Source organism: Flavobacterium sp., from assembly GCF_044360715.1.
GTDB lineage: Bacteria > Bacteroidota > Bacteroidia > Flavobacteriales > Flavobacteriaceae > Flavobacterium.
The window spans coordinates 115835-142255 of the sequence record NZ_JBIKJY010000002.1; the positions used below are offsets into that span (position 1 = coordinate 115835).

The 26421-nt window shown below is 30.9% G+C and carries 25 protein-coding genes; 12 read left to right on the top strand and 13 right to left on the bottom strand.

What is annotated here, in order from left to right; translation table 11 throughout:
* The first annotated feature begins 52 nt into the window (after positions 1-52).
* Both ACIQ16_RS01285 and ACIQ16_RS01290 read left to right on the top strand, forming a co-directional pair.
* Positions 53-1828: a 1-deoxy-D-xylulose-5-phosphate synthase gene (locus ACIQ16_RS01285; RefSeq protein WP_396148197.1), complete on the top strand. Its 1776-nt coding sequence runs from the start codon at positions 53-55 to the stop codon at positions 1826-1828.
* Complete coding sequence (locus ACIQ16_RS01290) at positions 1821-2768, top strand: DUF3078 domain-containing protein (RefSeq protein ID WP_396148198.1); 948 nt, start codon at positions 1821-1823, stop codon at positions 2766-2768. The genes ACIQ16_RS01285 and ACIQ16_RS01290 overlap by 8 nt, the downstream gene beginning before the upstream one ends.
* On the opposite strand, the gene ACIQ16_RS01295 is transcribed toward ACIQ16_RS01290, so the two are convergent.
* On the bottom strand, positions 2765-3559 hold the full coding sequence (locus ACIQ16_RS01295; protein WP_396148199.1) for a DUF2797 domain-containing protein: 795 nt from the start codon (positions 3557-3559) through the stop codon (positions 2765-2767). The two genes, ACIQ16_RS01290 and ACIQ16_RS01295, sit on opposite strands and share 4 nt — an antisense overlap.
* A 63-nt stretch (positions 3560-3622) precedes the next feature.
* On the opposite strand from ACIQ16_RS01295, the gene ACIQ16_RS01300 reads away from it, so the two are divergent.
* On the top strand, positions 3623-5131 hold the full coding sequence (locus ACIQ16_RS01300; protein ID WP_396148200.1) for a GH3 auxin-responsive promoter family protein: 1509 nt from the start codon (positions 3623-3625) through the stop codon (positions 5129-5131).
* Between the two features lie 7 nt (positions 5132-5138).
* On the opposite strand, the gene ACIQ16_RS01305 is transcribed toward ACIQ16_RS01300, so the two are convergent.
* On the bottom strand, positions 5139-6518 hold the full coding sequence (locus tag ACIQ16_RS01305; protein WP_396148201.1) for a kelch repeat-containing protein: 1380 nt from the start codon (positions 6516-6518) through the stop codon (positions 5139-5141).
* Positions 6519-6648: 130 nt separating this feature from the next.
* Here ACIQ16_RS01305 and ACIQ16_RS01310 point away from each other — a divergent pair, with 130 nt between their 5' ends.
* Positions 6649-7554 carry a LamG-like jellyroll fold domain-containing protein gene (locus tag ACIQ16_RS01310; protein WP_396148202.1) on the top strand — a complete coding sequence of 302 codons (906 nt, stop codon included), beginning with the start codon at positions 6649-6651 and terminating at the stop codon, positions 7552-7554.
* A gap of 325 nt (positions 7555-7879) precedes the next feature.
* On the opposite strand, the gene clpX is transcribed toward ACIQ16_RS01310, so the two are convergent.
* The 8 genes from clpX to ACIQ16_RS01350 all read right to left on the bottom strand — a co-directional run bounded on the left by clpX (position 7880) and on the right by ACIQ16_RS01350 (position 16433).
* Positions 7880-9112 carry an ATP-dependent Clp protease ATP-binding subunit ClpX gene (gene clpX, locus ACIQ16_RS01315; protein ID WP_396148203.1) on the bottom strand — a complete coding sequence of 411 codons (1233 nt, stop codon included), beginning with the start codon at positions 9110-9112 and terminating at the stop codon, positions 7880-7882.
* 84 nt (positions 9113-9196) lie between these two features.
* Entirely contained in the window at positions 9197-9853 is a 657-nt protein-coding gene (gene clpP, locus ACIQ16_RS01320; RefSeq protein ID WP_291242415.1) for an ATP-dependent Clp endopeptidase proteolytic subunit ClpP, read from the bottom strand.
* An 88-nt stretch (positions 9854-9941) separates the two neighbouring features.
* Complete coding sequence (locus ACIQ16_RS01325; RefSeq protein ID WP_396148204.1) at positions 9942-11270, bottom strand: trigger factor; 1329 nt, start codon at positions 11268-11270, stop codon at positions 9942-9944.
* A gap of 94 nt (positions 11271-11364) precedes the next feature.
* The gene (locus ACIQ16_RS01330) at positions 11365-11709 is read right to left on the bottom strand and encodes a phage holin family protein (protein WP_396148205.1); all 345 of its coding nucleotides are present in this window, start codon (positions 11707-11709) and stop codon (positions 11365-11367) included.
* Positions 11710-11805: 96 nt separating this feature from the next.
* Complete coding sequence (locus tag ACIQ16_RS01335) at positions 11806-13422, bottom strand: G-D-S-L family lipolytic protein (RefSeq protein ID WP_396148206.1); 1617 nt, start codon at positions 13420-13422, stop codon at positions 11806-11808.
* Positions 13423-13439: 17 nt separating this feature from the next.
* Positions 13440-14696: an OmpP1/FadL family transporter gene (locus tag ACIQ16_RS01340; protein WP_396148207.1), complete on the bottom strand. Its 1257-nt coding sequence runs from the start codon at positions 14694-14696 to the stop codon at positions 13440-13442.
* 105 nt (positions 14697-14801) lie between these two features.
* Complete coding sequence (locus tag ACIQ16_RS01345; RefSeq protein ID WP_396148208.1) at positions 14802-15560, bottom strand: alpha/beta fold hydrolase; 759 nt, start codon at positions 15558-15560, stop codon at positions 14802-14804.
* Positions 15561-15719: 159 nt separating this feature from the next.
* Positions 15720-16433: a pyridoxine 5'-phosphate synthase gene (locus tag ACIQ16_RS01350; protein WP_396148209.1), complete on the bottom strand. Its 714-nt coding sequence runs from the start codon at positions 16431-16433 to the stop codon at positions 15720-15722.
* An 88-nt stretch (positions 16434-16521) separates the two neighbouring features.
* On the opposite strand from ACIQ16_RS01350, the gene ACIQ16_RS01355 reads away from it, so the two are divergent.
* The 8 genes from ACIQ16_RS01355 to murI all read left to right on the top strand — a co-directional run bounded on the left by ACIQ16_RS01355 (position 16522) and on the right by murI (position 24493).
* Positions 16522-17181: a CBS domain-containing protein gene (locus ACIQ16_RS01355; RefSeq protein WP_396148210.1), complete on the top strand. Its 660-nt coding sequence runs from the start codon at positions 16522-16524 to the stop codon at positions 17179-17181.
* Between the two features lie 10 nt (positions 17182-17191).
* Complete coding sequence (locus ACIQ16_RS01360) at positions 17192-18076, top strand: NAD kinase (protein WP_396148211.1); 885 nt, start codon at positions 17192-17194, stop codon at positions 18074-18076.
* Between the two features lie 109 nt (positions 18077-18185).
* A complete protein-coding gene (locus ACIQ16_RS01365; protein WP_396148212.1) occupies positions 18186-18872 on the top strand; it encodes a DUF6089 family protein in 687 nt (228 codons plus the stop codon).
* Positions 18865-19608, top strand: coding sequence for an isoprenyl transferase (locus tag ACIQ16_RS01370; protein WP_396148220.1), 744 nt, complete (start codon positions 18865-18867; stop codon positions 19606-19608). The genes ACIQ16_RS01365 and ACIQ16_RS01370 overlap by 8 nt, the downstream gene beginning before the upstream one ends.
* A gap of 7 nt (positions 19609-19615) precedes the next feature.
* Positions 19616-22228, top strand: coding sequence for an outer membrane protein assembly factor BamA (bamA, locus tag ACIQ16_RS01375; protein WP_396148213.1), 2613 nt, complete (start codon positions 19616-19618; stop codon positions 22226-22228).
* A gap of 36 nt (positions 22229-22264) precedes the next feature.
* Complete coding sequence (locus ACIQ16_RS01380; RefSeq protein WP_396148214.1) at positions 22265-23077, top strand: OmpH family outer membrane protein; 813 nt, start codon at positions 22265-22267, stop codon at positions 23075-23077.
* A gap of 51 nt (positions 23078-23128) precedes the next feature.
* Positions 23129-23644: an OmpH family outer membrane protein gene (locus ACIQ16_RS01385; RefSeq protein ID WP_396148215.1), complete on the top strand. Its 516-nt coding sequence runs from the start codon at positions 23129-23131 to the stop codon at positions 23642-23644.
* Positions 23645-23716: 72 nt separating this feature from the next.
* Positions 23717-24493 (top strand): glutamate racemase, encoded by a 777-nt coding sequence (murI, locus tag ACIQ16_RS01390; protein ID WP_396148216.1) that lies wholly within the window; start codon positions 23717-23719, stop codon positions 24491-24493.
* Here murI and ACIQ16_RS01395 read toward each other — a convergent pair.
* The 3 genes from ACIQ16_RS01395 to ACIQ16_RS01405 all read right to left on the bottom strand — a co-directional run.
* Positions 24490-25005, bottom strand: a complete 516-nt coding sequence (locus tag ACIQ16_RS01395) for a gamma carbonic anhydrase family protein (protein WP_396148217.1) — start codon at positions 25003-25005, stop codon at positions 24490-24492. The two genes, murI and ACIQ16_RS01395, sit on opposite strands and share 4 nt — an antisense overlap.
* Positions 25006-25051: 46 nt before the next feature.
* Positions 25052-26056, bottom strand: a complete 1005-nt coding sequence (locus ACIQ16_RS01400; protein ID WP_396148218.1) for a type IX secretion system membrane protein PorP/SprF — start codon at positions 26054-26056, stop codon at positions 25052-25054.
* 12 nt (positions 26057-26068) lie between these two features.
* On the bottom strand, positions 26069-26421 hold a 353-nt coding region (locus ACIQ16_RS01405), incomplete at its 5' end, for a T9SS type B sorting domain-containing protein (protein WP_396148219.1).

Consider the following 26421-nt stretch of genomic DNA (forward strand, 5'->3'; position numbering starts at 1 on the left):
ACAATTATATATTAATCAAATTTACAAACATTATTGTATTTTTGCAGTACAAATGGAAAATTTACTTTCACATATTACGACACCAACCGATTTACGGAAACTTTCTGAAAATCAATTACCACAAGTGGCCACTGAACTTAGAGAGTATATTATTGATATAGTCTCCCAGAAAGAAGGTCATTTAGGGGCGAGTTTGGGCGTCATAGAATTAACCGTTGCCTTACATTATGTTTTTGATACGCCAAAAGATTTATTAGTTTGGGATGTAGGACATCAAGCATATGGGCATAAAATTTTAACGGAAAGACGCAAAATTTTCCATAAATATAGAGAAATTGATGGTATATCAGGTTTTCCAAAACGAAGTGAAAGTGTTTATGATACTTTTGGAGTAGGACATTCCTCCACTTCAATTTCTGCTGCTTTAGGTATGGCAATTGCTTCTAAAATTAATGGCGATACAGAAAAACAACATATTGCAGTTATTGGCGATGCTTCTATAGCCAGCGGAATGGCTTTTGAAGGATTAAATCATGCTGGAGTTACCGATGCGAATTTATTAGTCATTTTAAATGACAATGCCATGGGAATTGACCCAAGTGTTGGGGCATTAAAAGACTATTTAACCGCTGTTAAAGAAGGTAAAAACCCAAAAGATAACAACATTATAAAATCGTTAAATTTTGATTATTCGGGTCCAATTGACGGCCATGATTTACCTAAATTATTGTCAGAATTAAAACGTTTACAAAAAGTTAAAGGTCCGAAATTTTTACATATTATTACCACGAAAGGAAAAGGATTATCGTACGCTGAAGAAAATCAATTACAGTTTCATGCGCCTGGAAAATTTGATAAATTAACAGGTAAAATCATAAAATCGGAAAATGAAAATTTAGCCCCAAAATTTCAAGATGTTTTTGGGCATACCTTAGTGGAATTGGCTACAGAAAATAAAAAAATAGTAGGAATTACGCCTGCTATGCCATCAGGAAGTTCCTTAAAATATATGATGGAAGCGTTTCCAGAACGTGCTTTTGACGTAGGAATAGCCGAACAACATGCCGTAACCTTAGCTGCTGGAATGGCAACACAAGGTTTAACAGTATTTTGCAATATTTATTCTACTTTTTTACAACGGGCTTATGACCAAGTCATACATGATGTAGCGATACAGAATTTACCCGTAATTTTTTGTTTAGACCGAGCTGGATTTGTTGGCGAAGATGGTGCTACACATCACGGATTATTTGACTTGGCTTATCTAAATTGCATTCCGAATATAATGATTTACGCACCGTTGAATGAAATTGAATTACGCAATATTTTATACACTTCTTCGTTAGGATTAAACCATCCGATTGCGATTCGATATCCAAGAGGAAAAGGCGAAATTGTAGCATGGAAACAACCTTTTTCTAAGATTGAAATAGGAAAAATTAAAACTTTAAAAAAAGGAACTAAAATTGCTGTTTTATCTACAGGAACTATAGGAAATAACGTTTCAAAATCCATTGCGATTATTGAAAATTCTGAAGATTTTTCGCATTTTCATATAGGTTGGGTAAAGCCTTTAGATGAAGAAAAATTAATTAGCATTTTTAAAGAACATAAAATTATTATCACTGTTGAAGAAGGTGTTATTAATGGTGGATTAGGAAGCATAATAAATACTTTTGCCGCCAAAAACAATTTTAAAAACAAAATTATAAATCGTGGCGTGGCAGATGTTTTCATAGAACACGGCACCGTAAAACAACTATTAGAACAAACTAAATTAGATACATTAAGCTTAACCGAATTATTTACTGGAATTAATCATGAGTAGAAACCTTATACTTTTTATCGCACTTCTTTTTTTCGCAACCGAATCTTTTTCACAAATTGTGAGAACAGAAAAAATAGATACTACTTCAAATTGGAAAAAGGGAAATAAAGTAGGATTAGATTTTACACAAATTAGCTTTGTAAATTGGTCTGCAGGAGGAAATAATTCGATTTCTGGTTTGGCAAAAGGAAATTTCATTAGAAATTATACTCGTGATAATATGAAATGGAATAATGAACTTGTGGTACGTTATGGAATTAACAAACAAGAGGCACAAGATCTAAGAAAAACAGACGATCAAATTAATTTAAACTCCACAATTGGATACAGAAGAGATACCATAAACAAGTGGTTTTATGGTGCGAAATTTAGCTTTTTAACTCAATTTTCTAACGGATATAATTATCCAAATGTAAGCAAAGCCATTTCTAAACCATTTGGCCCCGCATATATTTTCTTGGGAATTGGTGCCGAATATACCCGAAAAGATTTAGGTTTAACGGTGTATTTATCTCCAATAACTAACAAAACAACTTTAGTTTTAGATAGTCGATTGGCAAACGAAGGCGCATTTGGGGTAGAAAAAGCCATTTATGATGAAACCGGAACGGAAATTATTAAAAAAGGAAAACTACATAGAACGGAACTAGGTGCTTTGGTTTCTAGTCAGTACAAAAGAAAAATAATGACAAATATCATTTTAGATACTCGAGCTACGTTGTACACCGATTATTTAAAAGATTTTGGAAATATTGATATCGATTGGCAAATTAGTATTGAAATGATTGTAAATAAATATATTAAAGCTAATATTGGTAGTCATCTAATTTATGATAACGATATTAAAAACAAACGAGAAGTTGCCGGTGTTCAAATCACAGAAGGCCCAAGAGTACAATTAAAACAAATATTAGGAATTGGTGTTGAATATAGTTTTTAAAATTTTAATTCTACCACAAATCCTTCATAGGTGCGAACATTAAAAACCGTACCGTCTTCAAAAATTAAGTATTGTCCTTTAATGCCCACAACTTTTCCTGAAAAATTAGGGGTTTTATCCAAATTTAAACTGGTTACTTTTAACGGATACGTTTGCACTGGAAAATCCATTTGATATAAATGGTCTTCTTCAATAAAATAAGGTTTAGTTTCCTCTGGTAACCATTGTTTTAATTTACTTTTTTCTTCAAATAAATTGGTGACAGGCACTTCATTTTTCAACATTTTTTGCCAATTGGTTTTGTCTGCAAAATGATTTTTTAAGGCTACCTCGGCAATTCCTGCTAAATATCGATTAGGCGTTTCTAAAACAGGAATGGCTTGCACTGCACCTTGGTCTATCCAACGAGTGGGCACTTGCGTGTTTCGGGTTACCCCTACTTTTACTTCGCTAGATAAAGCTAAATATACGATATGAGGTTGTAATTGCACCCGTTTTTCATACGCTAAATCTCTATCTTCAATACCTAAATGTGCCGTACTAAGTTCGGGTTTCATAATCCAATCTGCAGCCGCTGGAATAGTAGAAAAACAATCATAACAAAATCCTTGTCGCCATATTTTTTTGGCTTTCTTACAATTTAAACACTGATACCCTTTGTGCGTAATTTCTACATCTTTATTAATTAACTGATTAACATTAATGAAATTGGAATCAAAAATTAAATAATACTGAATGGGTGCGCCTATTTCGGTTTCCATCTTTGTTAATGTTCCTTCAAATGTTGTCATAAAGATTGTAATTGAAATAAAAATTATTATTTTTGGTAAAGTTATAAAAATACTGATACGCAAATGCCATTACCTTTAATAAATTCTATTGCCTCTTGGATTTTAAAAAAACGTATTCATCAAATTGAATTGTTTATGAAATATCCTATGGAGGTTCAGGAAGAAATTTTATTTGGTTTATTAAAATCGGCAGAAAATACCGTTCTCGGAAAAAAATACGACTATCAGAGCATTAAAAACTATCAAACATTTAACGAAAGAATTCCCGTTTCTACTTACGAAGATTTGGAACCGATTATCTCGCAAACCCGTCAAGGGGCACAAAATATTTTTTGGAATTCTTCTATAAAATATTTTGCAAAATCGAGCGGAACCACAAATGCTAAAAGCAAATTTATTCCCGTAAGTTCGGAAGCCTTAGAACACAATCATTACAAAGCCAGTAAAGATTTGCTGTGTATGTACTTAAATAATAACGAAAATTCGCAGTTATTTACTGGTAAAAGTTTGCGTTTGGGCGGTAGTAAAGAATTGTACGAAAACAACAATACTTTTTTTGGCGATTTATCTGCGATTTTAATTGACAATATGCCTATGTGGGCAGAATTTAGCTCTACACCCAGCAACAAAACCTCGTTAATGAGCAACTGGGAAACCAAATTACCCGCCATAATAAAAGAAAGTAGCTTAGAAAACGTAACTAGTTTAGCTGGCGTACCCAGTTGGATGATGGTGTTATTAAACAAAACACTTGAGGAAAATAAAAAAACAAATATTTTAGAAATTTGGCCCAATTTAGAAGTCTATTTTCATGGTGGGGTAAGTTTTGAACCCTACAAAGAACAATATAAAAACTTGTTTCCAAAAGACGATTTTAAATACTATGAAATTTATAATGCCTCGGAAGGATTTTTTGCCTTGCAAGACCGAAATGATTCTAACGAATTACTTTTAATGTTAGATTATGGTATTTTTTACGAATTTATTCCGATGGATACGTTTGGTAAAGAAAACCAAAAAGTAATTCCATTGAGTGATGTAGAAATTAATAAAAATTATGCTTTAGTTATTACTACAAATTCGGGTTTATGGCGTTATTTAATTGGCGATACGATACGATTTACTTCAATAAATCCTTTTAGAATAAAAGTTACAGGTAGAACCAAGCACCATATTAATGTTTTTGGTGAAGAATTAATGGTGGAAAACACCGATACGGCTTTAGCAAAAACATGTAAAACCTTACAGTGCGAAATTGTTGACTATACCGTGGCACCAATTTTTATGAAAGGAAAAGAAAAAGGCGGACATGAATGGCTAATTGAATTTAAAAAACACCCAGCAAGTAGCGCTGAATTTTCCGAACTTTTAGATAAAAATTTGCAACAAGTAAATTCCGACTACGAAGCCAAACGATTTAACAACATGACGTTAAACCCATTGGTATTAAATGTAGCTAGAGAAAATTTATTTTACGATTGGCTGAAAAAGAAAGATAAATTAGGCGGCCAACACAAAATTCCAAGACTATCTAATTTAAGAGACTATTTGGAAGAATTGAAAGCGATGTAAGGACTGCTTACTTTTTTACAAATTTTATTTTTTTAGGTAAAAACAGTACTTCCTTAATACGTTTATCTACTTCATTTTTACGTTCGTGTAATAAATCTTGAAAATCATAACTTGATACGTTGGCAATCATTTGTAAAAAGGTTTCTAACTTTTTTTCACGACGTTTTACAATGGCGGAATAATTTTCATTTTCATAATCTATAGTAAACATTTCATTAAACTCGTTTAGTGAGATAAACTGATTGGGATGCAATGCCATTTTATTTAAAATTTTGATATCATCATCCGAAAGATGCTTTACTTTTTTACCTTTAAAATATAATAATTCCGTTTCTTGCCAATACTGAAAAGGAATTGTTGGATTAAGATAATACGAAATATACCATCTTTTTTTATACAAAAACCAAAGAAACAGCAAAATAAATATACCTGCTATGCCATATAAATAATAAGGTCGTTCTTCATAATAAAAGGGCGCTTCGCTAATTGGGTTTTTTAAGATGTCATTAACATCACTAACAGTAAATCTATATTCACCCAACTTGTTATTTTTTGCACCAATAATTAAATATACTTTGTTTTTTACTTGTTTACTATTTATGACTTTAAAAATAAAATCTGATTTATATTCTTTGCACAAGTTATTTTTAAAGTCAATGAAGAATGTTTTTTTACAATATTCAATAAAAATTCCATTTTGTAAATTAATTTTCACAAGAAAATTATCTACACATTCACAATTGCCAAATACTTTCGAAATAAATCTTTTCCATTCTTTTGTTTTAACATTAAGTTTCCAAACAAATTTTTCATTATATGATTCTAATTGATTTTTATCGTTAAAATCATAACCTCCAAACAAAAATATATTTTCATTATTTGAAAAATTTATTGGACTAGCTAAGCATGGTGAATTTAAATTTGAATAATATTTTGACAAAACCCATTCATTAATTCTAAAATTATATTTAGTTAAAATATTTTTATGAGTGAACAAACCGTAACCACCAAAAAAATAAATTTCATCATTATAAACAAATGAAGCCGCTTCAAATTGGTTTTTATGTAAAAATGAGTTATCTATTCTCACTATACTGTCATTTCGATACTCCAAAACAACACCGCAACCTTCATGAACTAAATAGGTCTTATTTTTAATTGAGAAAGGTAAATACTCATTTAAATTGGCTGGATAATCATTATGCTTCAGTGGAATTTTAACTTTTTGATTTGTTTTATATACCAATGAATCATTTTCAATTAAAATAATTTGTTGTGTTTTTTCATCGAAAAAAAATAAAGGTTTTTGTTTAAAATAAATATCCTGTGCATGACATAAAAGATTTACAAACAAATAAAAAATGGTGAAAAGATATTGATTTTTCATATGATTATTTAAAGGTATAAAACTAAGGATTTGTAATTAATAACGATATACAAAAATAGTGGAAACTGCGGTTTCTTATATTTTAATATATTTTGAATTTGTATGTAAAGTAAATTTGAAATAAAAAACTATGAAAAAAACAATTACTTTACTTTTATTAACGCTAATTAATTTAGCGTTTACTCAAGTTCCAAATTATGTGCCAACAAACAATTTAAAGGGATGGTGGCCATTTAACGGAAATGCCAATGATGCAAGCGGGAATGGAAACAATGGAACCCCCAATGGAACTTCACTTACTGCAGATAGAAATGGTATTACAAATAGTGCTTATAACTTTGATGGCGTTAATGATAAGATTGGGTTAGGAAACTTTTTCAATTATACTACTTTTACTATATCATTGTGGGTAAAACCTGGTAATCAAAATGGTCATGCTGTAATTATTGACAACAATCATTCTGGATCTAATAATTGGGTTTTTCAAACTATTTCTAATTTTTCAAATAACGGATATAATTTTCAAAATTCAAATCTAGTACTATTGTCAACTAGTAATTGGAATCACGTAATTCTATCATATAGTTTAGGTTTTGTGAGAGTTTACTTAAATAGTAGCTTAGTTTCAGAAACGCAAATGAGTCTTAATTATAATTCAACACCTTCATTATTTTTGGGATACTGGCAGGTAGATAATGCAAGATTTTGGAAAGGAGATATGGACGACATCGGTATTTGGAATCGTGCATTAACACAAACAGAAATAACAGCTCTATACACTGGGGTGCTTTCATCGGAGTCGTTTACAAATACAAGTAGTTTTCAAATGTATCCAAATCCAGCAAATGATGTAGTGCAATTTAAATCTACAGAAATGATTGAGAAAATTTCCATTTATAATGCTTTAGGTCAGTTGGTACAAGAAAACAGAACAAATAGTCTGGAAGGCGCTATTTCTATTGAACATTTAGCACAAGGTAGCTATTTTGTTAAGGTTAATAATCAAAATACAAGTTATACTTTACTTAAAAAGTAAAACTACCGTAGTAAAAAATACATTTGAAAGGTTAAGTTATCAAAAAGATGTATATCTTTCCATAAAAAGATGTACATCTTTTACTTAAAAGTTGTACATCTTTTGTATAATACTTGTACATCTTTTAAAAAAGTAAACAATAGAAAATGATTTTAGTGTAAGGTTTATTTAAAATTATGGTGTAGGGTTTTTAAAAATATTGTTAGAAAATCACAATTACTTCATTCCCAGAAAACATAAAAGGTTCATAATATAACTTGTACAAGAAATAAAAAAAGCTCAAAAACATACATTTTTGAGCTTTATTTTTTAATGAGCTTAAAGTTTACGAAGCAATTTCTAATCGTTGTAATAAATTTTTGCTTAATGTATTTTCAGCATACGTTTTAGTTACTTGCAATACTTTGTCTTCCGAGCTTGGTAATTCGTACATCGCATCGGTTAAAATGGCTTCACATAAACTACGTAATCCACGAGCGCCTAATTTATATTCCAACGCTTTTTCCACAATAAAATCCAAAGCATCATCGTCTATGGTAAAGGCAACTTCATCCATTTCAAATAACTTTTTATATTGCTTAATTAAAGCGTTTTTTGGCTCTGTTAAAATGGCACGTAACGTCTTAGCATCCAACGGATCCATATGCGATAAAACCGGCATACGTCCAATAATTTCCGGTATTAAACCAAACTCTTTTACATCACGAGGAATAATATATTGCAATAAATTATCGGCATCTACTTTATCTAATTCTTTAGACGCACTAAATCCCATCGCTTGACGGTTTAAACGTTTAGAAATGATGCGTTCCACACCATCAAAAGCACCACCTGCAATAAATAATATGTTCTGGGTATTTACCTCAACAAACTTTTGGTCGGGATGTTTTCTACCGCCTTTTGGTGGCACGTTTACAATAGAACCTTCTAATAGTTTTAGTAATGCTTGTTGCACACCTTCTCCTGAAACATCTCTTGTGATTGAAGGATTGTCGCTTTTTCGAGCAATTTTATCAATTTCGTCAATAAAAACAATACCTCTTTCGGCTTTAGACACATCGTAATCTGCCGCTTGTAGCAAACGTGTTAAAATACTTTCCACATCTTCTCCTACATATCCTGCTTCAGTTAAAATAGTGGCATCTACAATCGCTAAAGGCACATTTAACATTTTCGCAATGGTTTTTGCTACTAATGTTTTTCCTGTTCCGGTTTGCCCTACAATTAAAATGTTACTCTTTTCAATTTCTACATCGTCGTCTGTAACTTTTTGAGACAATCTTTTGTAGTGATTATATACAGCAACGCTTAATACTTTTTTGGTTTGTTCTTGCCCAATTACATATTCATTTAAAAAGGCATTTATTTCTTTTGGTTTTCGCAATACCAAATCGCCAATTGCTTCAGAGTCTAATGTTCCTTTTAGCTCCTCTAAAACAATTCCGTGTGCTTGTTCAATACATTTTTCGCAAATATGCGAATCAATACCTGCGATTAATAAACTTGTTTCTGGCTTTTTTCTACCACAAAACGAACATTCTAATTCTTCTTTTGCCATTTTTTTGGGTCTAATGTCTAACGTCTAAAGTCGTAAAGTCTAAGCAGTGCTTTTGACATTATGACCTTTGACTTTCGACCAAATTTATCTTCTCAATACTTCATCAATCATTCCGTATTCTTTTGCTTCGTCGGCAATCATCCAATAGTCGCGTTCGCTATCTTTAAATACTTTTTCAATAGGTTGTTTTGAATGTGATGAAATAATTTGATACAATTCATCTTTCAATTTCAACATTTCTCTTAAGTTAATTTCCATATCAGTAGCCACTCCCGACGCACCTCCAGATGGTTGGTGAATCATCACACGTGAATGTGGTAATGCCGAACGTTTTCCTTCTGCACCTGCACATAATAAAACGGCACCCATTGATGCTGCCATTCCTGTACAAATTGTAGCTACATCTGGTTTAATGTATTGCATAGTATCGTAAATACCTAATCCTGCATATACACTTCCACCAGGTGAATTGATATAAATTTGAATGTCTTTAGAAGCATCTACACTTTCTAAAAACAATAATTGTGCTTGAATAATATTTGCCATGTAATCGTCAACACCTGTTCCCATGAAGATGATTCTATCCATCATTAAACGAGAAAACACGTCTAATTGAGAAATGTTTAATTGGCGTTCTTCAATAATATATGGTGTTAAACTGCCTACTAATTTATCGTAATACAAACTGTTTACTCCGTGTTTTTTTGTGGCAAATTTCTTAAATTCTTTTCCGTAGTTCATTTTAAATTGTATTTAAAAGGTTATGATTTTAAATAAAAACGTCAAACCAAAATGATTTGACGTTCAAATATACTAATTTTTGTGAATATTACATTTCGCCATAAGAGGCTTTAACAAAATCTTGGTAGTTTACTTCTTTTTCAGTAGCTTTTACACTTGTTTTGTATAAGTCAATCATTTTTAAACTCAAAACTTGGTCTGAAATACGTTTGATTTCTTCTTGATTCGACATTACTCTTGAAACAATTCCGTCCACTTCTGCATCTGTTGCATTAGCTTGACCAAATTGTGCCATTTGCTGTCTGATTAATCCTGAAGTAAAATCTTTTAATTCTTCAAATCTAACTTGTAAATTATGTTGAATAAAGATTTTAGATTCGATTAATTGGTAACGTAATCCTCTTTCTGATTTTGCAAATTCCGCTTCTGCTTGTTCAGGAGTTAAAGGTGTTTCGCCAATAGTTTGAATCCATTTTTTTAAGAAAGTTTCTGGTAAATCAAATTGAGTAGTTTCTAATAACGCTTCTGTTACATCATTTAAAAACTGTTGATCTGCTTGCTGCACGAATTGTTGTTCCGCATCTTCTTTAATTCTCGCTTTTAAACCCTCTAAAGTAGTTACTTCTCCGTTTGGAAATAATTTTGCGAATAATTCATCATTAATTTCCGCTTTTTCAATAGATTGAATGGCATCGATAGTAAAATTAACTTCGATATCTAAACCGTGAACGTCATCGTGAGACACTTTTAAATAATCCATTAATTTATGGTCGTCATTAAACAAACCTTTTGTTTTTAACGTAACAACATCGCCAACTTTTTTTCCAATAAATTGTTTACCCGTTTTAGCATCTGCAAAAATATCTAAACTAATTAAAGCTTGGTTGCTGATATTTTTTTCTTCGTTTGAAAACGTTCCGTTTATTTCAAAACCTTTTTTAACTTCAGTTTCCGTTAAAATTTTACCGTATTGCTTTTGAATTCTTTCAACTTGCTCGTTTAATAAAGTATCGTCTGCAATAATTTTATATCTCGTTACGCCAGCAGCTCTTGCTAAATCTACAGAGAATTCTGGTGCTAAACCTAATTCGTATTCAAAAACCAATTCGTCTGCTTTCCAATCAAAATTTTCATCTATACGAGGTAAAGCATTACCTAACAAGTCTAATTTTTCCTTTGCAATATAATCTTTTAAACCTTTATTAACCAAAGCAGTAACTTCTTCAATAATTGCTGGTTTTTCAAACTGTTTTCTCACCACATCCATTGGTGTTTTACCTTTTCTAAAACCTGGTAAAGTAGCTGTTTTTCTTTTTAGTTCTAAAAAATTCTCAATTTTTTCAGTATATTCATATTTACCAATTGTAATTTTTACAACGGCGTTTAATGCGTCAAGGTGTTCTTTTCTAATATTCATTTTTTTGATTTTTTGAAGTATAAATATGGGTTGCAAAATTATATAATTTTTGCAACCCATACAAGTTTTTAATTTACAGAATTTTACAAATAAATTATTGCTTTTTTTCTGTAAAAATTTTATTTAAAATATATTGACTTACCGATAATATCACACTAAAAAATAGCGCTTGAAGAAACGTCATTTGAATCCCATCAATACAATAATCGGCGATTTTTACAATACTAGCATTAATAACTAGTAAAAATAAACCCAAAGACATAATTGTCACTGGAATGGCAAGAATTTTTAATATCGGTTTTAAAAAGGTATTTAAAAATGATAAAGCAACAGCCATAAAAACAGCTGCCAAATAGTTGGTGATTTCAATTTTTAAAAAATACGAAATGATAAGTATTAATAGCGTTGAAATAAGTAGTTTGATAAGGTAATTTTTCATTTTTATACAATTGATTTATACATTTTTCTTTAAAGTGTAAATATAAAAAAATAGGCACCAAAATGATGCCTATTTAGAAATTATTTAAAAACTAGCTTAGTTCGTAGGTAAAATACTGATACCTGGGAAATAAGTAGGATTGTGTAATGGTAAATTTGATTTGTATTTTGCGTTTATCGTTTTAATAAATTCATTAGCAATAACTGCATAACCACGTGCATTTGGATGTACACCATCTAAAGAAAATAATATTTCACCTTCAGTTCCAGAAGGAGAAACAAAGTTTGGATTATTTGGAGGCAATAAATTTAACGGATTTTGACCAAAATAATAAGAAAAATAAATAGAATTGCCTGCAACTTGTAAGCCTGAAAGCGAAGCTAATTTATTCATAATTGCATTCATATCCGCCACAGCTAAATTTTTAGCATTTGCAATTGAAACAATTGATGCATTATATGCAGAAGTAGCATTAGAAATGGCAGTTAATTCAGAAGGTATTAATACCCATTGATCTGATAAAGGGAAAGTTACACCATTAACGTTAAAAGGAGCTGTAGCAGCTGGGTTAACTTGTCCAATTATTGAACTTGCTGATAATACAATTTTATCGTTTATTGTAGCTTGTCTTGCTTTTCCATATAATTGACCTAATGCTGTTGCAAAAGGCGCTAAAGTAGGGATGCCAGAAGCAGCGCCACTGATATTTGCACCTAAATCTGATAAATTTTCATCAACGATTAAAACTGGATTTTTAGTTCCTGCAGCAGTTGATAATGGAGCTATTCTTCCACCAGTAACAGCGGCTAAAAATTGATACAAGCCAATTGCTTGAGCATTTGTTGCTGTAGCTTCTGCTGGTAATGCATTATACTTTACTGTTGTAAAAAACGGAATTGAAGTTACACTTGGAATGGTACAAACCACACCTTTTGCTCCATTAGAAGTTAAACCTGTTTGACCTGTTTGACCTGTTAAAGGGTTTGTTCCTCCATTAATTAGAAAATTATAAACTGCAGCAAATGTAGTTGCATTTGTAATATCATTTGACCCATAAGTTGAAGGATTGGTATTACCTGCCGCGTTTTGATCTACACCAATTCCACCAGAAAGCGCATATGATAACACATCATTATTCCCAATCCAGTTGGTAAAAAATGTTGGGTTTTTTGTCATAGCGTCTGCCAAAACAGTACTATTTGGCGTTGTTGCATGACGAATAAAATAAGGATTCGCATTTGGTAAATTTGCAACATTTCCATAACCTGGTGCTAATAAATGAAATGATTTAGCACCTGGTACGCCCATATTGTTATGGGCCTTAGCTTGAGGTGTTAAGGTAATTGTTGATGTTCCTGCAATTGGCTCTGGTCTACTTTGAGAAGCATCAATCACTAATCTTGTACCAAATCCTGGAATTCCTGAAATACCTCCTAAATTATTCACGTCTTCTGCAAAAGAAGGTTGTGTAAATGCACCTCCACCTACTAAAGCGAATTGTTGTGCTAATAAATTAGGATAAGAATAAGTTTGTCCTACTCGAGAAACGGTTCCATCCATATAACCTGCAGTAAGTGAATTACCAACAGCTACATAAGATGTAAAATCTGCTTCACCAGAAGTGTAAGCGGCATTTACTTCATTTTCAAATTCTGGTTCACAACCAGCAAATCCAATTGCTAAAGCTGCTACTAGTATAAATTTATTTTTCATTTTTTATATTTTTTAAATTAGAAACCGTACGTTATACCAATACCTGGTGAAAATACTGAAGATTTATAAGTACCTCCGAAAGATGTTAATCCGGTAGTGGTAGTAGGATCGTTAAAATAATCGTAAGAATTATTAACTTCATCAAAGTGTAAGTATAAGAATGACATATCAATTCCTAATTTACTGTTTATTTGATAAGTAAATCCTCCTGTATAACCAACAGAATCATTTCGCGGTGTTTCTGGCGCGAAATATCCACTTTGAACTGGACTTTCATCTATATAATATCCACCTCTAACAGTAAACTTTTCAGAAGCTTTATATTGCGCTCCAAAACGATAAGTACTTGCGTCTTTATAATTTCTTGGATTTTCAGAAGTTGGTAAGCCGTTGTTAAATTGTACGTCTAAAGATTTATATACACTCCATTTTGCATAGTTGTAATCAAAAGCAAATAACCATTTATCAGAAGCTTTGTACGAAATACCTGTAGTAAATTCAGCTGGTAAAGGTAAATCGGCATTAAAAGTAGTATTAGTAAAAGAAGCTGCAGCAATTGCTGGTACATCTGCAAATTGTGCTGAACCACCTCTTGCTTCCATAATAATTTCAGAACGGTAATCCATACCTAAAGTTACTTTTTTAGACAATTTGAACATCATACCTACATTATATCCAGATGCGGAAATCCCAGTAGCATCTAAAGTAACATCTGTCCCACTTCCATTATTAGATAAAACTGGATTTGGCGTTAAATTTCTGTTGAAGTTTACACTTCCTTGTACAAAAATTGGACCCCCTCCAATACTAAATACATCTCCTACTTTGAACGAAACAGTTGGCTGAATAAAAATTGCCGCTAAATCAATGTTATTTACTAAATGTGCTCCTGCCCAGTCTTGATCCCAAGCTACAGAAGAACCATAAGGTGTATACACTGCTAAACCTGCAGAAACCCAGTCATTAATTTTGTAGGTTGCATATAAACTAAAAGGTGTTCCCAAATTGTCTGTTGCTGCCGTTTGATTAAACTGTGAACTTTGAAATCTTGTTTTAGCCAATAATGCATTTCCACCTACTGATAAGTTGAATTTTTTGTCTAAGAATGACATCCCTGCAGGGTTAAAAAACGCCACCTCTGCACTATTAACAACTGCTACTCCGGTATGTCCCATCGCTAGTTGTTTCTGACCTTGAATAGAAACTCTATACCCTCCTGCAAACATAGAAGCAGTGGCCAAGGTTAGTAATGATAAAGAAAATAATTTTCTCATAATTAAAATTTAGTTAGTATTTATTTATATAATTTATTCAAAATTAACATTATTTATGAAATTGACAATTTTTTTAATAAAAATATTATGCATACATAATATTCGTTATACAAATTTTTCAACTTCATAATAAAATGCAGTAGGATTTTCAGCATGTAACCAATGCCCTGCATTTTGTATTGTTTTTATAACAGCTAATGGGAAATGATGTAAAATTGTTTCAAAATCTGAATCTAAAATATAATCTGATTTTTCTCCTCGAAGGAATAATGCTGGCTTATCAAAATGATTTTCAAATGGAAGTGCCGTGCCGATTTCAGATATTTTCTCATTAAAAACAAGTAAATTAAATCGAAAATCTAATTCTTCTGGAGTTTTCCAATATAAATTTTTTAATAAAAACTGTTTCGTACCAAAATCTGAAATATATTTTGAAACAATTTCATCAACTTCACTTCTATTCGGTTTTTTTGAAAAATCAACGGCGTTTAACGCTTCTAAAATGTTTTGATGATGTGGTGCGTAATATTTCGGACCAATATCCGCAATAATTAATTTCTCAACATATTCTGGATATATTGTAGCGAATAACATAGCTATTTTTCCGCCCATTGAATGCCCTAACAATGTAATATATTGTAAATTGTGAAAATCTATATACGCTTTTACATCTTCCACCATGATTTCATAATTAAACTCGTCTGAATGAAAACTTTTACCATGATTTCGCATATCTAACAAATGAATTTGATAACCCAATTGCACAAATTGCAATCCCAACGTTTTCCAATTATCAGACATGCCTAAAAATCCATGAATAATTAAAAACGGCTTTCCTTCGCCTTCTATTTTTGAGTATAACATTTTATTTGGTTAAAAGTTTATTTGGTTAAAAGTTTAAATGGCATAGGAATTAGAGAATGAGAGAATGAGAGAATGAGAGAATTATTGCGAACATATAACAACTCACTTTTACTTTGTTACTTAGTTACTCTTCACTTTTTACTTTTTACTTTTTACTTTTTACTTCAACTTATTCAAATACATATTCACTACATTATCTAAACCAAGATATAAAGATTCCGAAATCAAGGCATGACCAATGGAAACTTCTAATAAATTTGGAATATTGTCTTTAAAAAATTTAATATTATCTAGGCTCAAATCGTGACCAGCATTTATTCCTAAATTCAATTCATTTGCTCTGATGGAAGCTTTTACAAATGGTTCAATTGCTGCTTGATTTCCTAAACTGTATTGATGAGCAAAACTTTCTGTATATAATTCAATTCTATCTGTACCCGTTTTTTTTGCACCTTCAACCATACTTTCATTGGCGTCAACAAATATAGATGTTCTAATGCCATTACGTTGAAATTCTTGGATGACTTCCGTAAGATAATCTTGATGTTTTATCGTGTCCCAACCTGCATTAGAAGTAATTGCCCCAATAGCATCGGGAACTAAAGTTACCTGATCGGGTTTGCATTCTAAAACTAAATCAATAAAATTATGTTGCGGATTACCTTCTATATTGTATTCTGTATGCACAACATTTTTTAAATTTCTTGCATCTTGATAGGTAATGTGTCTTTCATCTGGACGTGGATGAATGGTAATTCCATTGGCGCCAAATTTTTGAATATCTTTTGCGACTTGCAACAAATCAGGAACATTACCACCTCGTGCATTTCTTAAGGTTGCAATTTTATTAATATTAACCGATAACTTTGTCATAATTGAATTAAATTTGTACAAAATTACAAACAAAAATAGACTAATTTGTATTTTTTACTTAATTTGCAATAGTTTTGAACTTAGATACATGGATAAAATTACAGATTTTATAAACAATCAATATAAAGCGTTACAAGTTAGTGCTACGGTAGCTGATGCCTCAGATTTATTCTTGGATGTAAATTATTCTCATTTTCCAATTTTAGAACAAAATGTTTTTTTAGGATCAATAGCAAAAGAAGATGCAGATATTTTTTTAAGTACAGATAGCATAGATGTCCATAAATATAATTTAACTCGTTTTTATGTTCGAAACGATATGAATTGGTTTGATGTTTTAGAAGAATTTTCAAAAAATCACACCAATCTTTTACCTGTTTTAGACGATAAAAATAATTATTTAGGTTTTTATGAACTTGACGATGTGCTTCACTTTTTTAACGAAACCACATTTGTAAAAGAAGACGGAGGCACCATTGTTATTGAAAAAGAAACATCAGATTTTACATTTAGCCAAATTTGTCAAATTGTAGAAAGTAACAATGCTAAAATATTAGGCGTTTTTATCTCAAATAATTCAGTAACAAAAACTGAAATAACATTAAAAATTTCGCAAAGTAATTTTAACGAAATTATACAGACATTTAGAAGGTATAATTATACTATTTTATCTGAACACCAAGAAGATGCTTATCTTGCTGATTTAAAAGATCGCTCGGATTATTTAAACAAATACTTAAATATATAAAAATTCACAAATGAAAATAGCTGTATTTGGTCAATATTATCAAAACAATACCCATTCTATAGTAGAAAAAGTAGTGGCTTTTTTAGAGCAGAATAATATTGAAATTTGTTTTTATAAAATTTTTTACGACAAATTAATTGAAAATGAGGTGTCGTTATCCGAATATAGCACATTTGATTCTCACGAATGTTTGAAAGATAATTTTGATTATTTAATAAGTATTGGTGGCGATGGAACTATTTTACGAGCTGCCACTTTTGTAAGAAACTACAATTTACCAATTATAGGAATTAACTCAGGAAGATTGGGGTTTTTAGCAACTATTCAGGAAGAAAATATCGAAAAACTTTTAACACGTGTGGTGGCAAATGATTTTTCTATTTCGAAAAGAACTTTAGTTAGTTTACATGCACATCCTGAAAATATTGATTTAGAAGACATTAATTTTGCATTAAACGAAATTACGGTTTCCCGAAAAGATACCACTTCGATGATTACAATTGAAACCTATATTAATAATGAATATCTAAATTCGTATTGGGCAGATGGATTAATTATTTCCACTCCAACAGGATCTACAGGGTATTCGCTTAGTTGTGGTGGACCCGTAATTATGCCCACATCAAATTGTTTTGTAATTACACCTATTGCACCACATAATTTAACCGCTAGACCTTTAATAATTCCTGACGATTCTGAATTAACTTTAAAAATAAAAGGAAGAGAAGAACAATATTTGGTTTCTTTAGATTCGAGAATCACCTCGGTTTCAAACGAAACTACTTTAACTGTTAAAAAAACAGACTTTTTCATTTCAATTATTGAATTTCCAGAAGAAGGTTTCTTAAGAACCATCCGCAAAAAATTACTTTGGGGAGAAGACAAAAGGAATTAACACACGATTTTTCATTTTTTTGCGTTATAAAACCAAGTTAATCATCAAAAAAACTAGGTTTAAGATGGTTAGTACATCAATATTATTATATTTGCAAACTATTAAAAAAATGAAAAGATTTTTATTAAATATTTTAGGCATATTATTCTGCATCACTTCGTTCGGACAAATTCACGAATTAGGCGTTTTTGTAGGTGGTAGTAATTATATTGGAGACGTAGGAAATTCACACTATTTGTCACCAGATGATATGGCGTTTGGGGTTTTGTATAAGTGGAATAAAAGCACGAGACATTCTTGGCGCTTTTCATATAAAATGGCATCGATTACAGCAAAAGATATTGAAAGTAGTGCCCCTAATAGAAAATATAGAGGTTTTGATATTAAAAATAATATTAAAGAACTATCTGCAGGTTTAGAATTTAATTTTTTAGATTTCGATTTGCATCAGTCTGATTATGTATTTACACCCTATGTATATTCAGGAATTTCAGCATTTGTTTATGATGAAATTTTTATAATTGATAAGGAAGGTAAAACGGATTATCAAGATTATTCATTTGCGATACCTATGATTGTTGGAATAAAATCTAAACTATCTAATAATTTAGTAATTGGATTAGAAACAGGAGCCAGATATACATTTACAGATAATATAGACGGAAGTAATCCAAAAAATAAAAATTTGGAAGAATTAAAATTTGGTAATTTAAACAATAAAGATTGGTATATTTTTACTGGGTTTACTTTAACGTACACATTTGGTAAAAACCCCTGTTTTTGCGCACATGAATAAAATGGAAAAAGAAATAGATAAAAATAATTTACCAAAACATTTAGCCATCATTATGGACGGAAATGGTCGTTGGGCAAAAAAACAAGGAATGCTTCGCGTATTTGGTCACGAAAAAGGAACTAAATCCGTGAAACAAACTGTTGAAAATTGTGCCAAATTAGGTATTGAATTTCTAACACTTTATGCTTTTTCAACAGAAAATTGGAACCGACCAAAAATTGAAGTCGACACGCTAATGAAATTATTAGTTAGCGCTTTAAAAAAGGAATTAAAAACATTACAAAACAATAATATTAAACTTAATGCGATTGGTAATTTAGACAGTTTACCTTCGGGTGTAAGAAAAGAATTAGTCGAAGTTATTGAAAAAACACAAGCAAATAGTAGATTGACATTAACTCTAGCATTAAGTTATGGCGCAAGAGATGAAATCATAAATGCTGTTAAAATAATTTCTGAAAAAGTTAAAAATAATATAATTTCGGTAGATGCTATTGAAGAATCAATTATAAATCAGCATCTTTACACACAGAATATGCCAGATGTTGACTTAGTGATAAGAACAAGCGGCGAACACAGGATTAGTAATTTCCTTTTATGGCAAATTGCTTATGCTGAATTTTATTTTACAGACGTGCTTTGGCCAGACTTCAATGAAGAAGAACTGCATAAGGCATTATTAAGTTATCAAAAAAGAGAAAGAAGATTTGGAAAAACTAGCGAACAAATTAGATAAATTGACAATGTTTAAAAACAGAATATTATTTTTATTTACCCTATTATTTATAGGAAATACAATAAATGCACAAGAAACAACCTTAGAAAAAGGAAAAGAATATACACTTTCTGGCATAGAAGTAACAGGAAAAGTTTCTTTTAACGAACAAACGATTATAACATTTACTGGACTTGAAATTGGTAGTAAAATTAGAATTCCAGGAGATGAAATTAGTTTAGCCATTACCAAACTTTGGAAATTAGGCCTTTTTAATGACGTAAACTTTTATGTTAAAAAAATTGAAGGAGAAACTATTTTTCTTGAATTAGAATTATATGAACTACCTAAGCTTAATGATATAAAAATAAAAGGAGTTAAAAAAGGTAAAAGAGAGGATATTGTTAAAGAAACCGAATTAAGCAAAGGTAAAATTGTAAATGATAACTTACTTACAAATACCAAAAATTACATTGAAAATAAGTATAAAAAAGACGGATATTTTAACACCAAAGTTACTATAAATACTTTAGCAGATTCTACAAATACAAAAGTAGATATGGTGATTTTTATCGATAAAGGCGAAAAAGTAAAAATTAGTGCAATTAATTTTATTGGAAATGTACAATTAGTTGATAAAAAACTAAAAAAATCATTCAAAAACACTAAAGAAAAGAAAATATATAGAGTTTTTAAAGCTTCGAAATTTGTTAAAGACAAGTACAAAGAAGACCTCGGGACCCTAGTGTCAAAATATAAAGAAAAGGGATACAGAGATGCTAGAGTAGTTAACGAAAGTGTAACTTACAACAAAGAAACTAACAAAATTAATATTGATATTAATATTGAAGAAGGAAAAAAATATTACTTTGGTGATATTCGATTTTTAGGAAACACGGTGTATTCTGATCAGGCATTAAATTCTATTCTGGGAATTAAAAGAGGCGAAATTTATAATGGTGTTTTGTTAGAAAAAAGAATTGCCGATACTTCTTCACCAGATGCAGAAGATGTTACAAATTTATATCAAAATAATGGCTATTTATGGTCAAACATCAATCCTGTAGAAGTAAAAACAGAAAACGATACTATTGATTTTGAAATTAGAATTACTGAAGGTCCAATTGCATATTTTAATAATGTCACGGTTAAAGGAAACGACAAAACTAATGACAAAGTAATTTATAGAGAACTAAGAACCAGACCGGGTGAAAAATGGAATAAAGATTTGGTTATTCGTTCTGTTCGTGAATTAGGACAATTGGGTTTCTTTGATGCAGAAGCCATTCGTCCAGAACCCGTAAATATGGATCCAGCTGCTGGAACTGTAGATTTAGATTGGACTCTAGTAGAAAAAGGTTCAAGTCAAGTAGAATTACAAGGAGGTTACGGTGCTGGAGGATTCATAGGAACTTTAGGATTATCGTTTAATAATTTTTCTTTAAAAAATATTTTCAATAAAAAAGCCTATCAACCTTTACCAATGGGTGATGGTCAAAAAATGTCATTACGTTTGCAAGCCAGTCAAGGTTTCCAGGTATATAGCTTGTCATTTACTGAACCTTGGTTGGGTGGCAAAAAACCAATTAGTTTCTTTACATCCATTTCACACAGTAAACAATTTTTATTTGATTTTAGATCTAGAGATGTAACCAGAGATAAAAGTTTTAATATCTCTACATTAACTGTTGGTTACGGAAAAAGATTGAAAGTTCCAGATGATTATTTTAGTATATCTAATTCCGTTTCTTTTTCTTATTATGATTTAAATAATTATAATACAGGCTTATTTACTTTTGGAAATGGTGCTTCAAGAAACTTATCATTTAGTTCTACATTAACAAGAGATAGTAGAGGCTTAGATCCGATTTTCCCAGATAGAGGATCAACCTTCTCTGTTTCTACAAAATTTTCACTACCTTATTCTTTATTTAACGGGATAGATTATGCCAATTTAGAAAACAAAGAAGAATATAAATTAAGAAACAATACTGTTTTTCCAATTGATGCAAACGGAAACGTCTTACCAGTTTATGTTAATGAAACTGGAGGTAATACACTTAATTATACAGAAGCGGTTGCAGATCAAAGTTTAGTAGATCAAGAACGATTTAAATGGTTAGAATTTTACAAAGTGAAATTTAGTGGTGATTGGTATACTAAAATATACAAAAAATTCGTTGTCCGTACAAGAGCCGAATTTGGTTTCCTAGGTGCATACAATTCAGATAGAGGTGTAGTGCCTTTTGAAAGATTCTTTGTAGGTGGAGATGGTTTAGCAAATTTTGCATTAGACGGAAGAGAAGTAATTCAATTACGTGGATATCCAAACAATTCACTATCTTCGCAAAACGGAGGAACGGTGTATAATAAATATTCTATGGAATTAAGATACCCAATTACTATGAAACAATCAGCAAAAATATATGCTATGAGTTTTCTAGAGGCGGGTGCTGCCTTTGATAATTTTAAAACATTTGATCCCTTTAAAGTACAGCGTGCTGCCGGTTTCGGATTAAGAGTATTTATGCCTGCTTTTGGATTATTAGGTATTGATTTTGCTCACGGTTTCGACCCAATTCCTGGTGATACTATAAAAAGTGGTTGGCAAACCCACTTTATCATTGGACAACAATTTTAAGTTTTGGCACGATAGTTGAATTTAACATTTACATTTATGAAAAAATATTTTGTTTTACTTTTTAGTTTTGTTTTATTTGCAGTACAAGCGCAAAAAACAACGAAAATTGGTTATATAGATATGGATTATATTTTGGAAAAAGTTCCAGAATATGCCGAAGCTAAAAATCAATTGGAACAAAAAGCAGCTACTTGGAAACAAGAAATTGAAACCAAGAAAAATGAAATATCAAAATTAAAAGATGCTTTAGCTTCTGAAAAAGTGCTGTTAACTAAAGAATTAATTAACGATAAAGAAGAAGAGATAAACGTTCTTGAAAAAGAAATGCTGGATTATCAACAAAAACGATTTGGACCTCAAGGCGACTTAATGACCCAAAAATCTGCATTAGTAAAACCTATACAAGACCAGGTTTTTAATGTAGTACAAGATATTGCAGAACAAAGGAAATACGATTTTATTTTCGATAAATCTTCTGATTTAACGATGCTTTATACAGCTGAACGTTTTGATATTAGTGATTTTGTTTTAAAAGCTTTAGAAAGAGCGGGTAAAAAAGTTGAACTATCTAAAAAACAACAAAAAATTCAAGACACTAAAGACATAAGAGAATTTGATACTAAAGAAAATCCTGAAATATTAGAAAAAGAAAAAGCAGTACAGACTACAAAAGACGATAGAGAAAAAAAGTTACAAGAACGAAAGGATGCTATTGCTGCTAAGAAAAAGGAAGCAGATGACAAAAGAGCGGCCCTTTTAAAAGAAAGAGCAGAAGCACGTCAGAAATTATTAGATGATCAAAAAGCAAAAAGAGATGCTTTATTAAATAAGAAAAAAGAAAATAAATAAACATAAATAACCAAAACAAAAATTAAATAACCCTTATTAAATTAAATTAAAATGAAACAATTTAAAACTCTAATTATTGCAATAGTACTATTTTTTGGTGCACAAGTTGCCACAGCTCAAACTACTAAAGTTGGACATATTGATGTAAGTGCTTTAATGACTACTATGCCAGCTATGAAAGCTGCAGAAGCTCAATTAACAAAATTGAAAGAAGGCTATGATAATGAATACAAAAAATTAGTAGCAGAATACCAAACTAAAGCAGCTCAATACCAAAAAGAAGCAGAAACTGCTGGAGATTTATTAAATCAAACACGTTCTCAAGAAATGCAAGATATGGGAACAAGAATTCAAAAATATCAAGATGATGCATCAAAATCATTACAAGATAAACAAATTGAATTACAAAAACCAATATACGAAAAAGCACTTGCTGCAATAAAAAAAGTATCAGACGCTAAAGGTTTGTCTTATACTATTGACGCTACTTCTCCTGGAACTGTATTAAATATTGGTGCTGGAAGTATTGATATATTAGCTGATGTTAAAAAAGAATTAGGTTTCTAATAAAACTTAAAAAAATACTACAACTGCTCCATCTTATTTTTAGATTGAGCAGTTTTTTTTTACATTTGTTTTATGAGTAACAAAAACCCAATAGGACTTTTCGATTCTGGCGTAGGAGGCACATCAATCTGGAAAGAAGTACACGCACTTCTACCAAATGAAAGCACTATTTATTTGGCAGATAGTAAAAACGCGCCTTATGGTCAAAAAAGTCAGGATGAAATAATTGCCTTAAGTATCAAAAATACTGAGTTATTACTAAACAACAATTGTAAAATTATAATTGTAGCTTGTAATACCGCTACCACAAATGCAATTAAAGTATTAAGAGCAACTTATGACATCCCGTTTATTGGAATTGAACCCGCCATTAAACCTGCCGCATTACATACAAAAACTCAAAAAATTGGGATTTTAGCTACGCAAGGCACATTAAATAGTGCGCTTTTTCATCAAACTGTTGCTTTATATTCAGATGTAAAAGTAGTGGAGCAAATTGGTTACGAATTGGTTCAACTTATTGAAAGTGGAGCGATGCATTCTGAAAAAATGACTCAACTTTTAAAAGATTACTTACTGCCAATGGTTGCTGAAGGTATTGATTATCTGGTTTTGGGTTGTACACATTATCCTTATTTGATTCCACAAATAAAAAAAATAATTCCAAACCATATTAGAATAATTGATTCTGGAGAAGCAGTAGCCAAACAAACCAAACATATTTTGGAAGTAAATAACTTATATAACACTTCAAATGAAGTATTTCACTCCTTATTTATTAATAATACGCCAGATGTAATGCAAGATTTGATAGGCACATCATTTAAAGTTGATTATAAGATATTTTAGTCTTCTTTAAACCAACTAGAATACATTACGTAATTATTAGAAATTCGGTCAATTTCGCCTGCAAAATCACTTGTATTTAATGCTTTTACTTTTTTTGCTGGAATTCCTGCATATATAAAACCACTTTCAATATGCGTATTTTGTGTTACTACACTCCCCGCTCCTATTATCGAATTACTTTCAACCACACATCCATCCATAATGATGGCACCCATACCTACTAAAACATTATCATGAATGGTACATCCATGAACAATGGCATTATGTCCAATTGAAACATTATTCCCAATAATTGTTGGATGCTTTAAATAAGTACAATGTATAACTGCTCCGTCTTGAATATTTACTTTATTTCCTATTGAAATAAAATTAACATCACCCCTAACTACTGCATTAAACCAAACGCTACACTTTTCTCCGAATGAAACATCGCCTACAATGGTGGCATTTTCTGCCACATAACAATCCGCTGGAATCGCTGGCTTTTTACCTCTAACTTCTTTAATAATCATAAAAAAATATTTAAAAAAAATCCCGAAAAAATCGGGATTAATTATATTAATTTGAAACGGCTGGACAGTTACAGTCGTATGCTTTTGGTTTACAGAATAGGTTTAATCCAATTGTTAATTGATGATATCCTGCATTATCGAATTTAACATCGCCAATAACCTGGTTGTAAGAATAACCAAACATAAACTGTTTAAAGTTAACTCCTACAAATGGTGTAATATATTGTAATTTCTGAGTATTCACGACACCTCTTTCTTTCGTATATTGAGTTCCTTCAAAACTTGTTCTGTAAGAAAGTCCCCCCCAAATATTACCAAAATCCATTGCTTTGTATACTTTTGCGTTTAAATCAATAGCTTTTTCTCCAGTTTGCTCAGTCACTTGAAACATAAATGAAGGTTCTACTGAAATATTATCAGTATCTCCAAAATTCGCACCTGCACTCCATAAGTATTTTCTTAAGTTATCAGATTCAACTCCAGCTAAGTATAATTCTCTTCTATTAGCGATAAAATTTTTCACCGTTACATGTGTGAAAAAATCCATATAATGATAAGAGGCTCCAATATCTAAATTAAAATAAGAATCTTTTTGAGTAATTCCTCCATAAATTTGTGGATCAAAAACTTTAAATGCTGTCTCGTCTAACCTACTTTGAATAAAAGCAGTACTTAAACCGAAAGAAAGCATATTTAAATCTGCTTTTGTACGTGAAAATAATAAATGATGTGCATATGTTAATTTAGCACCAGATTGAGAATGGTATCCATTTCTATCATTAAAAGCAATCATTCCTACTCCAGATTTTCCGTCTTCATCTAAAGTGGTATTAAAACTCATTGTTTGTAAGGAGGGTGCCTCTTGCTGACCAAACCATTGTTGCCTTCCTGTAACTCTTAATTTAGCGCAGTTTGAAGCGCCAGCCATGGATGGATGTATCAAATAATAATTATCGGTTAAATAATCTGTATAAACAGCAATACCTTCTTGAGAATAGGCTGATTGAAAAAAAATTGTTAGGTTAAGTAGTAATAAATTTCTTAGTTTCATTGTAATTTTGTCTTATCTTTTTAACGAAAAATGGGCTTTAAATAATTTTTGTTGGTCGTTTTCTGTATAGTCTATTGTGAACCAATAATCCGTTGATGTTAAGTCTTCACCGTTGTATTTTCCGTTCCAACCTTCACCTAATGGATCAATTTGTTTCACTAGTTTTCCATAACGGTCAAATATATAAATTTTTGCGTTATATTTTGCTTCTAATCCAATAATTTTCCACGTATCATTGATTCCATCACCATTTGGTGTAAAATATTTCGGATAATCTATTACTAATACATCAATTGTTAGGTTCGTACAACCTTCTGTATCTTCTACCATTACTTCATGTGTACCGCCTTGAACACCTGTAAAAA

Excerpts from the sequence above, each read along its gene's own strand:
- ACIQ16_RS01295 (WP_396148199.1), bottom strand. The coding sequence starts at position 3,559 with ATGACAACATTTGAAGGAACATTAACAAAGATGGAAACCGAAATAGGC.
- ACIQ16_RS01400 (WP_396148218.1), bottom strand. The coding sequence starts at position 26,056 with ATGAAACTAAGAAATTTATTACTACTTAACCTAACAATTTTTTTTCAA.
- ACIQ16_RS01395 (WP_396148217.1), bottom strand. The coding sequence starts at position 25,005 with ATGATTATTAAAGAAGTTAGAGGTAAAAAGCCAGCGATTCCAGCGGAT.
- ACIQ16_RS01340 (WP_396148207.1), bottom strand. The coding sequence starts at position 14,696 with ATGAGAAAATTATTTTCTTTATCATTACTAACCTTGGCCACTGCTTCT.
- ACIQ16_RS01350 (WP_396148209.1), bottom strand. The coding sequence starts at position 16,433 with ATGACAAAGTTATCGGTTAATATTAATAAAATTGCAACCTTAAGAAAT.
- ACIQ16_RS01335 (WP_396148206.1), bottom strand. The coding sequence starts at position 13,422 with ATGAAAAATAAATTTATACTAGTAGCAGCTTTAGCAATTGGATTTGCT.
- ACIQ16_RS01370 (WP_396148220.1), top strand. The coding sequence starts at position 18,865 with ATGAATAAAATGGAAAAAGAAATAGATAAAAATAATTTACCAAAACAT.
- clpX (WP_396148203.1), bottom strand. The coding sequence starts at position 9,112 with ATGGCAAAAGAAGAATTAGAATGTTCGTTTTGTGGTAGAAAAAAGCCA.
- ACIQ16_RS01380 (WP_396148214.1), top strand. The coding sequence starts at position 22,265 with ATGAAAAAATATTTTGTTTTACTTTTTAGTTTTGTTTTATTTGCAGTA.
- ACIQ16_RS01310 (WP_396148202.1), top strand. The coding sequence starts at position 6,649 with ATGAAAAAAACAATTACTTTACTTTTATTAACGCTAATTAATTTAGCG.
- bamA (WP_396148213.1), top strand. The coding sequence starts at position 19,616 with ATGTTTAAAAACAGAATATTATTTTTATTTACCCTATTATTTATAGGA.
- ACIQ16_RS01365 (WP_396148212.1), top strand. The coding sequence starts at position 18,186 with ATGAAAAGATTTTTATTAAATATTTTAGGCATATTATTCTGCATCACT.
- ACIQ16_RS01325 (WP_396148204.1), bottom strand. The coding sequence starts at position 11,270 with ATGAATATTAGAAAAGAACACCTTGACGCATTAAACGCCGTTGTAAAA.
- ACIQ16_RS01285 (WP_396148197.1), top strand. The coding sequence starts at position 53 with ATGGAAAATTTACTTTCACATATTACGACACCAACCGATTTACGGAAA.
- ACIQ16_RS01355 (WP_396148210.1), top strand. The coding sequence starts at position 16,522 with ATGGATAAAATTACAGATTTTATAAACAATCAATATAAAGCGTTACAA.
- ACIQ16_RS01305 (WP_396148201.1), bottom strand. The coding sequence starts at position 6,518 with ATGAAAAATCAATATCTTTTCACCATTTTTTATTTGTTTGTAAATCTT.
- ACIQ16_RS01330 (WP_396148205.1), bottom strand. The coding sequence starts at position 11,709 with ATGAAAAATTACCTTATCAAACTACTTATTTCAACGCTATTAATACTT.
- ACIQ16_RS01385 (WP_396148215.1), top strand. The coding sequence starts at position 23,129 with ATGAAACAATTTAAAACTCTAATTATTGCAATAGTACTATTTTTTGGT.
- ACIQ16_RS01345 (WP_396148208.1), bottom strand. The coding sequence starts at position 15,560 with ATGTTATACTCAAAAATAGAAGGCGAAGGAAAGCCGTTTTTAATTATT.
- ACIQ16_RS01360 (WP_396148211.1), top strand. The coding sequence starts at position 17,192 with ATGAAAATAGCTGTATTTGGTCAATATTATCAAAACAATACCCATTCT.
- ACIQ16_RS01290 (WP_396148198.1), top strand. The coding sequence starts at position 1,821 with ATGAGTAGAAACCTTATACTTTTTATCGCACTTCTTTTTTTCGCAACC.
- clpP (WP_291242415.1), bottom strand. The coding sequence starts at position 9,853 with ATGAACTACGGAAAAGAATTTAAGAAATTTGCCACAAAAAAACACGGA.
- ACIQ16_RS01300 (WP_396148200.1), top strand. The coding sequence starts at position 3,623 with ATGCCATTACCTTTAATAAATTCTATTGCCTCTTGGATTTTAAAAAAA.
- murI (WP_396148216.1), top strand. The coding sequence starts at position 23,717 with ATGAGTAACAAAAACCCAATAGGACTTTTCGATTCTGGCGTAGGAGGC.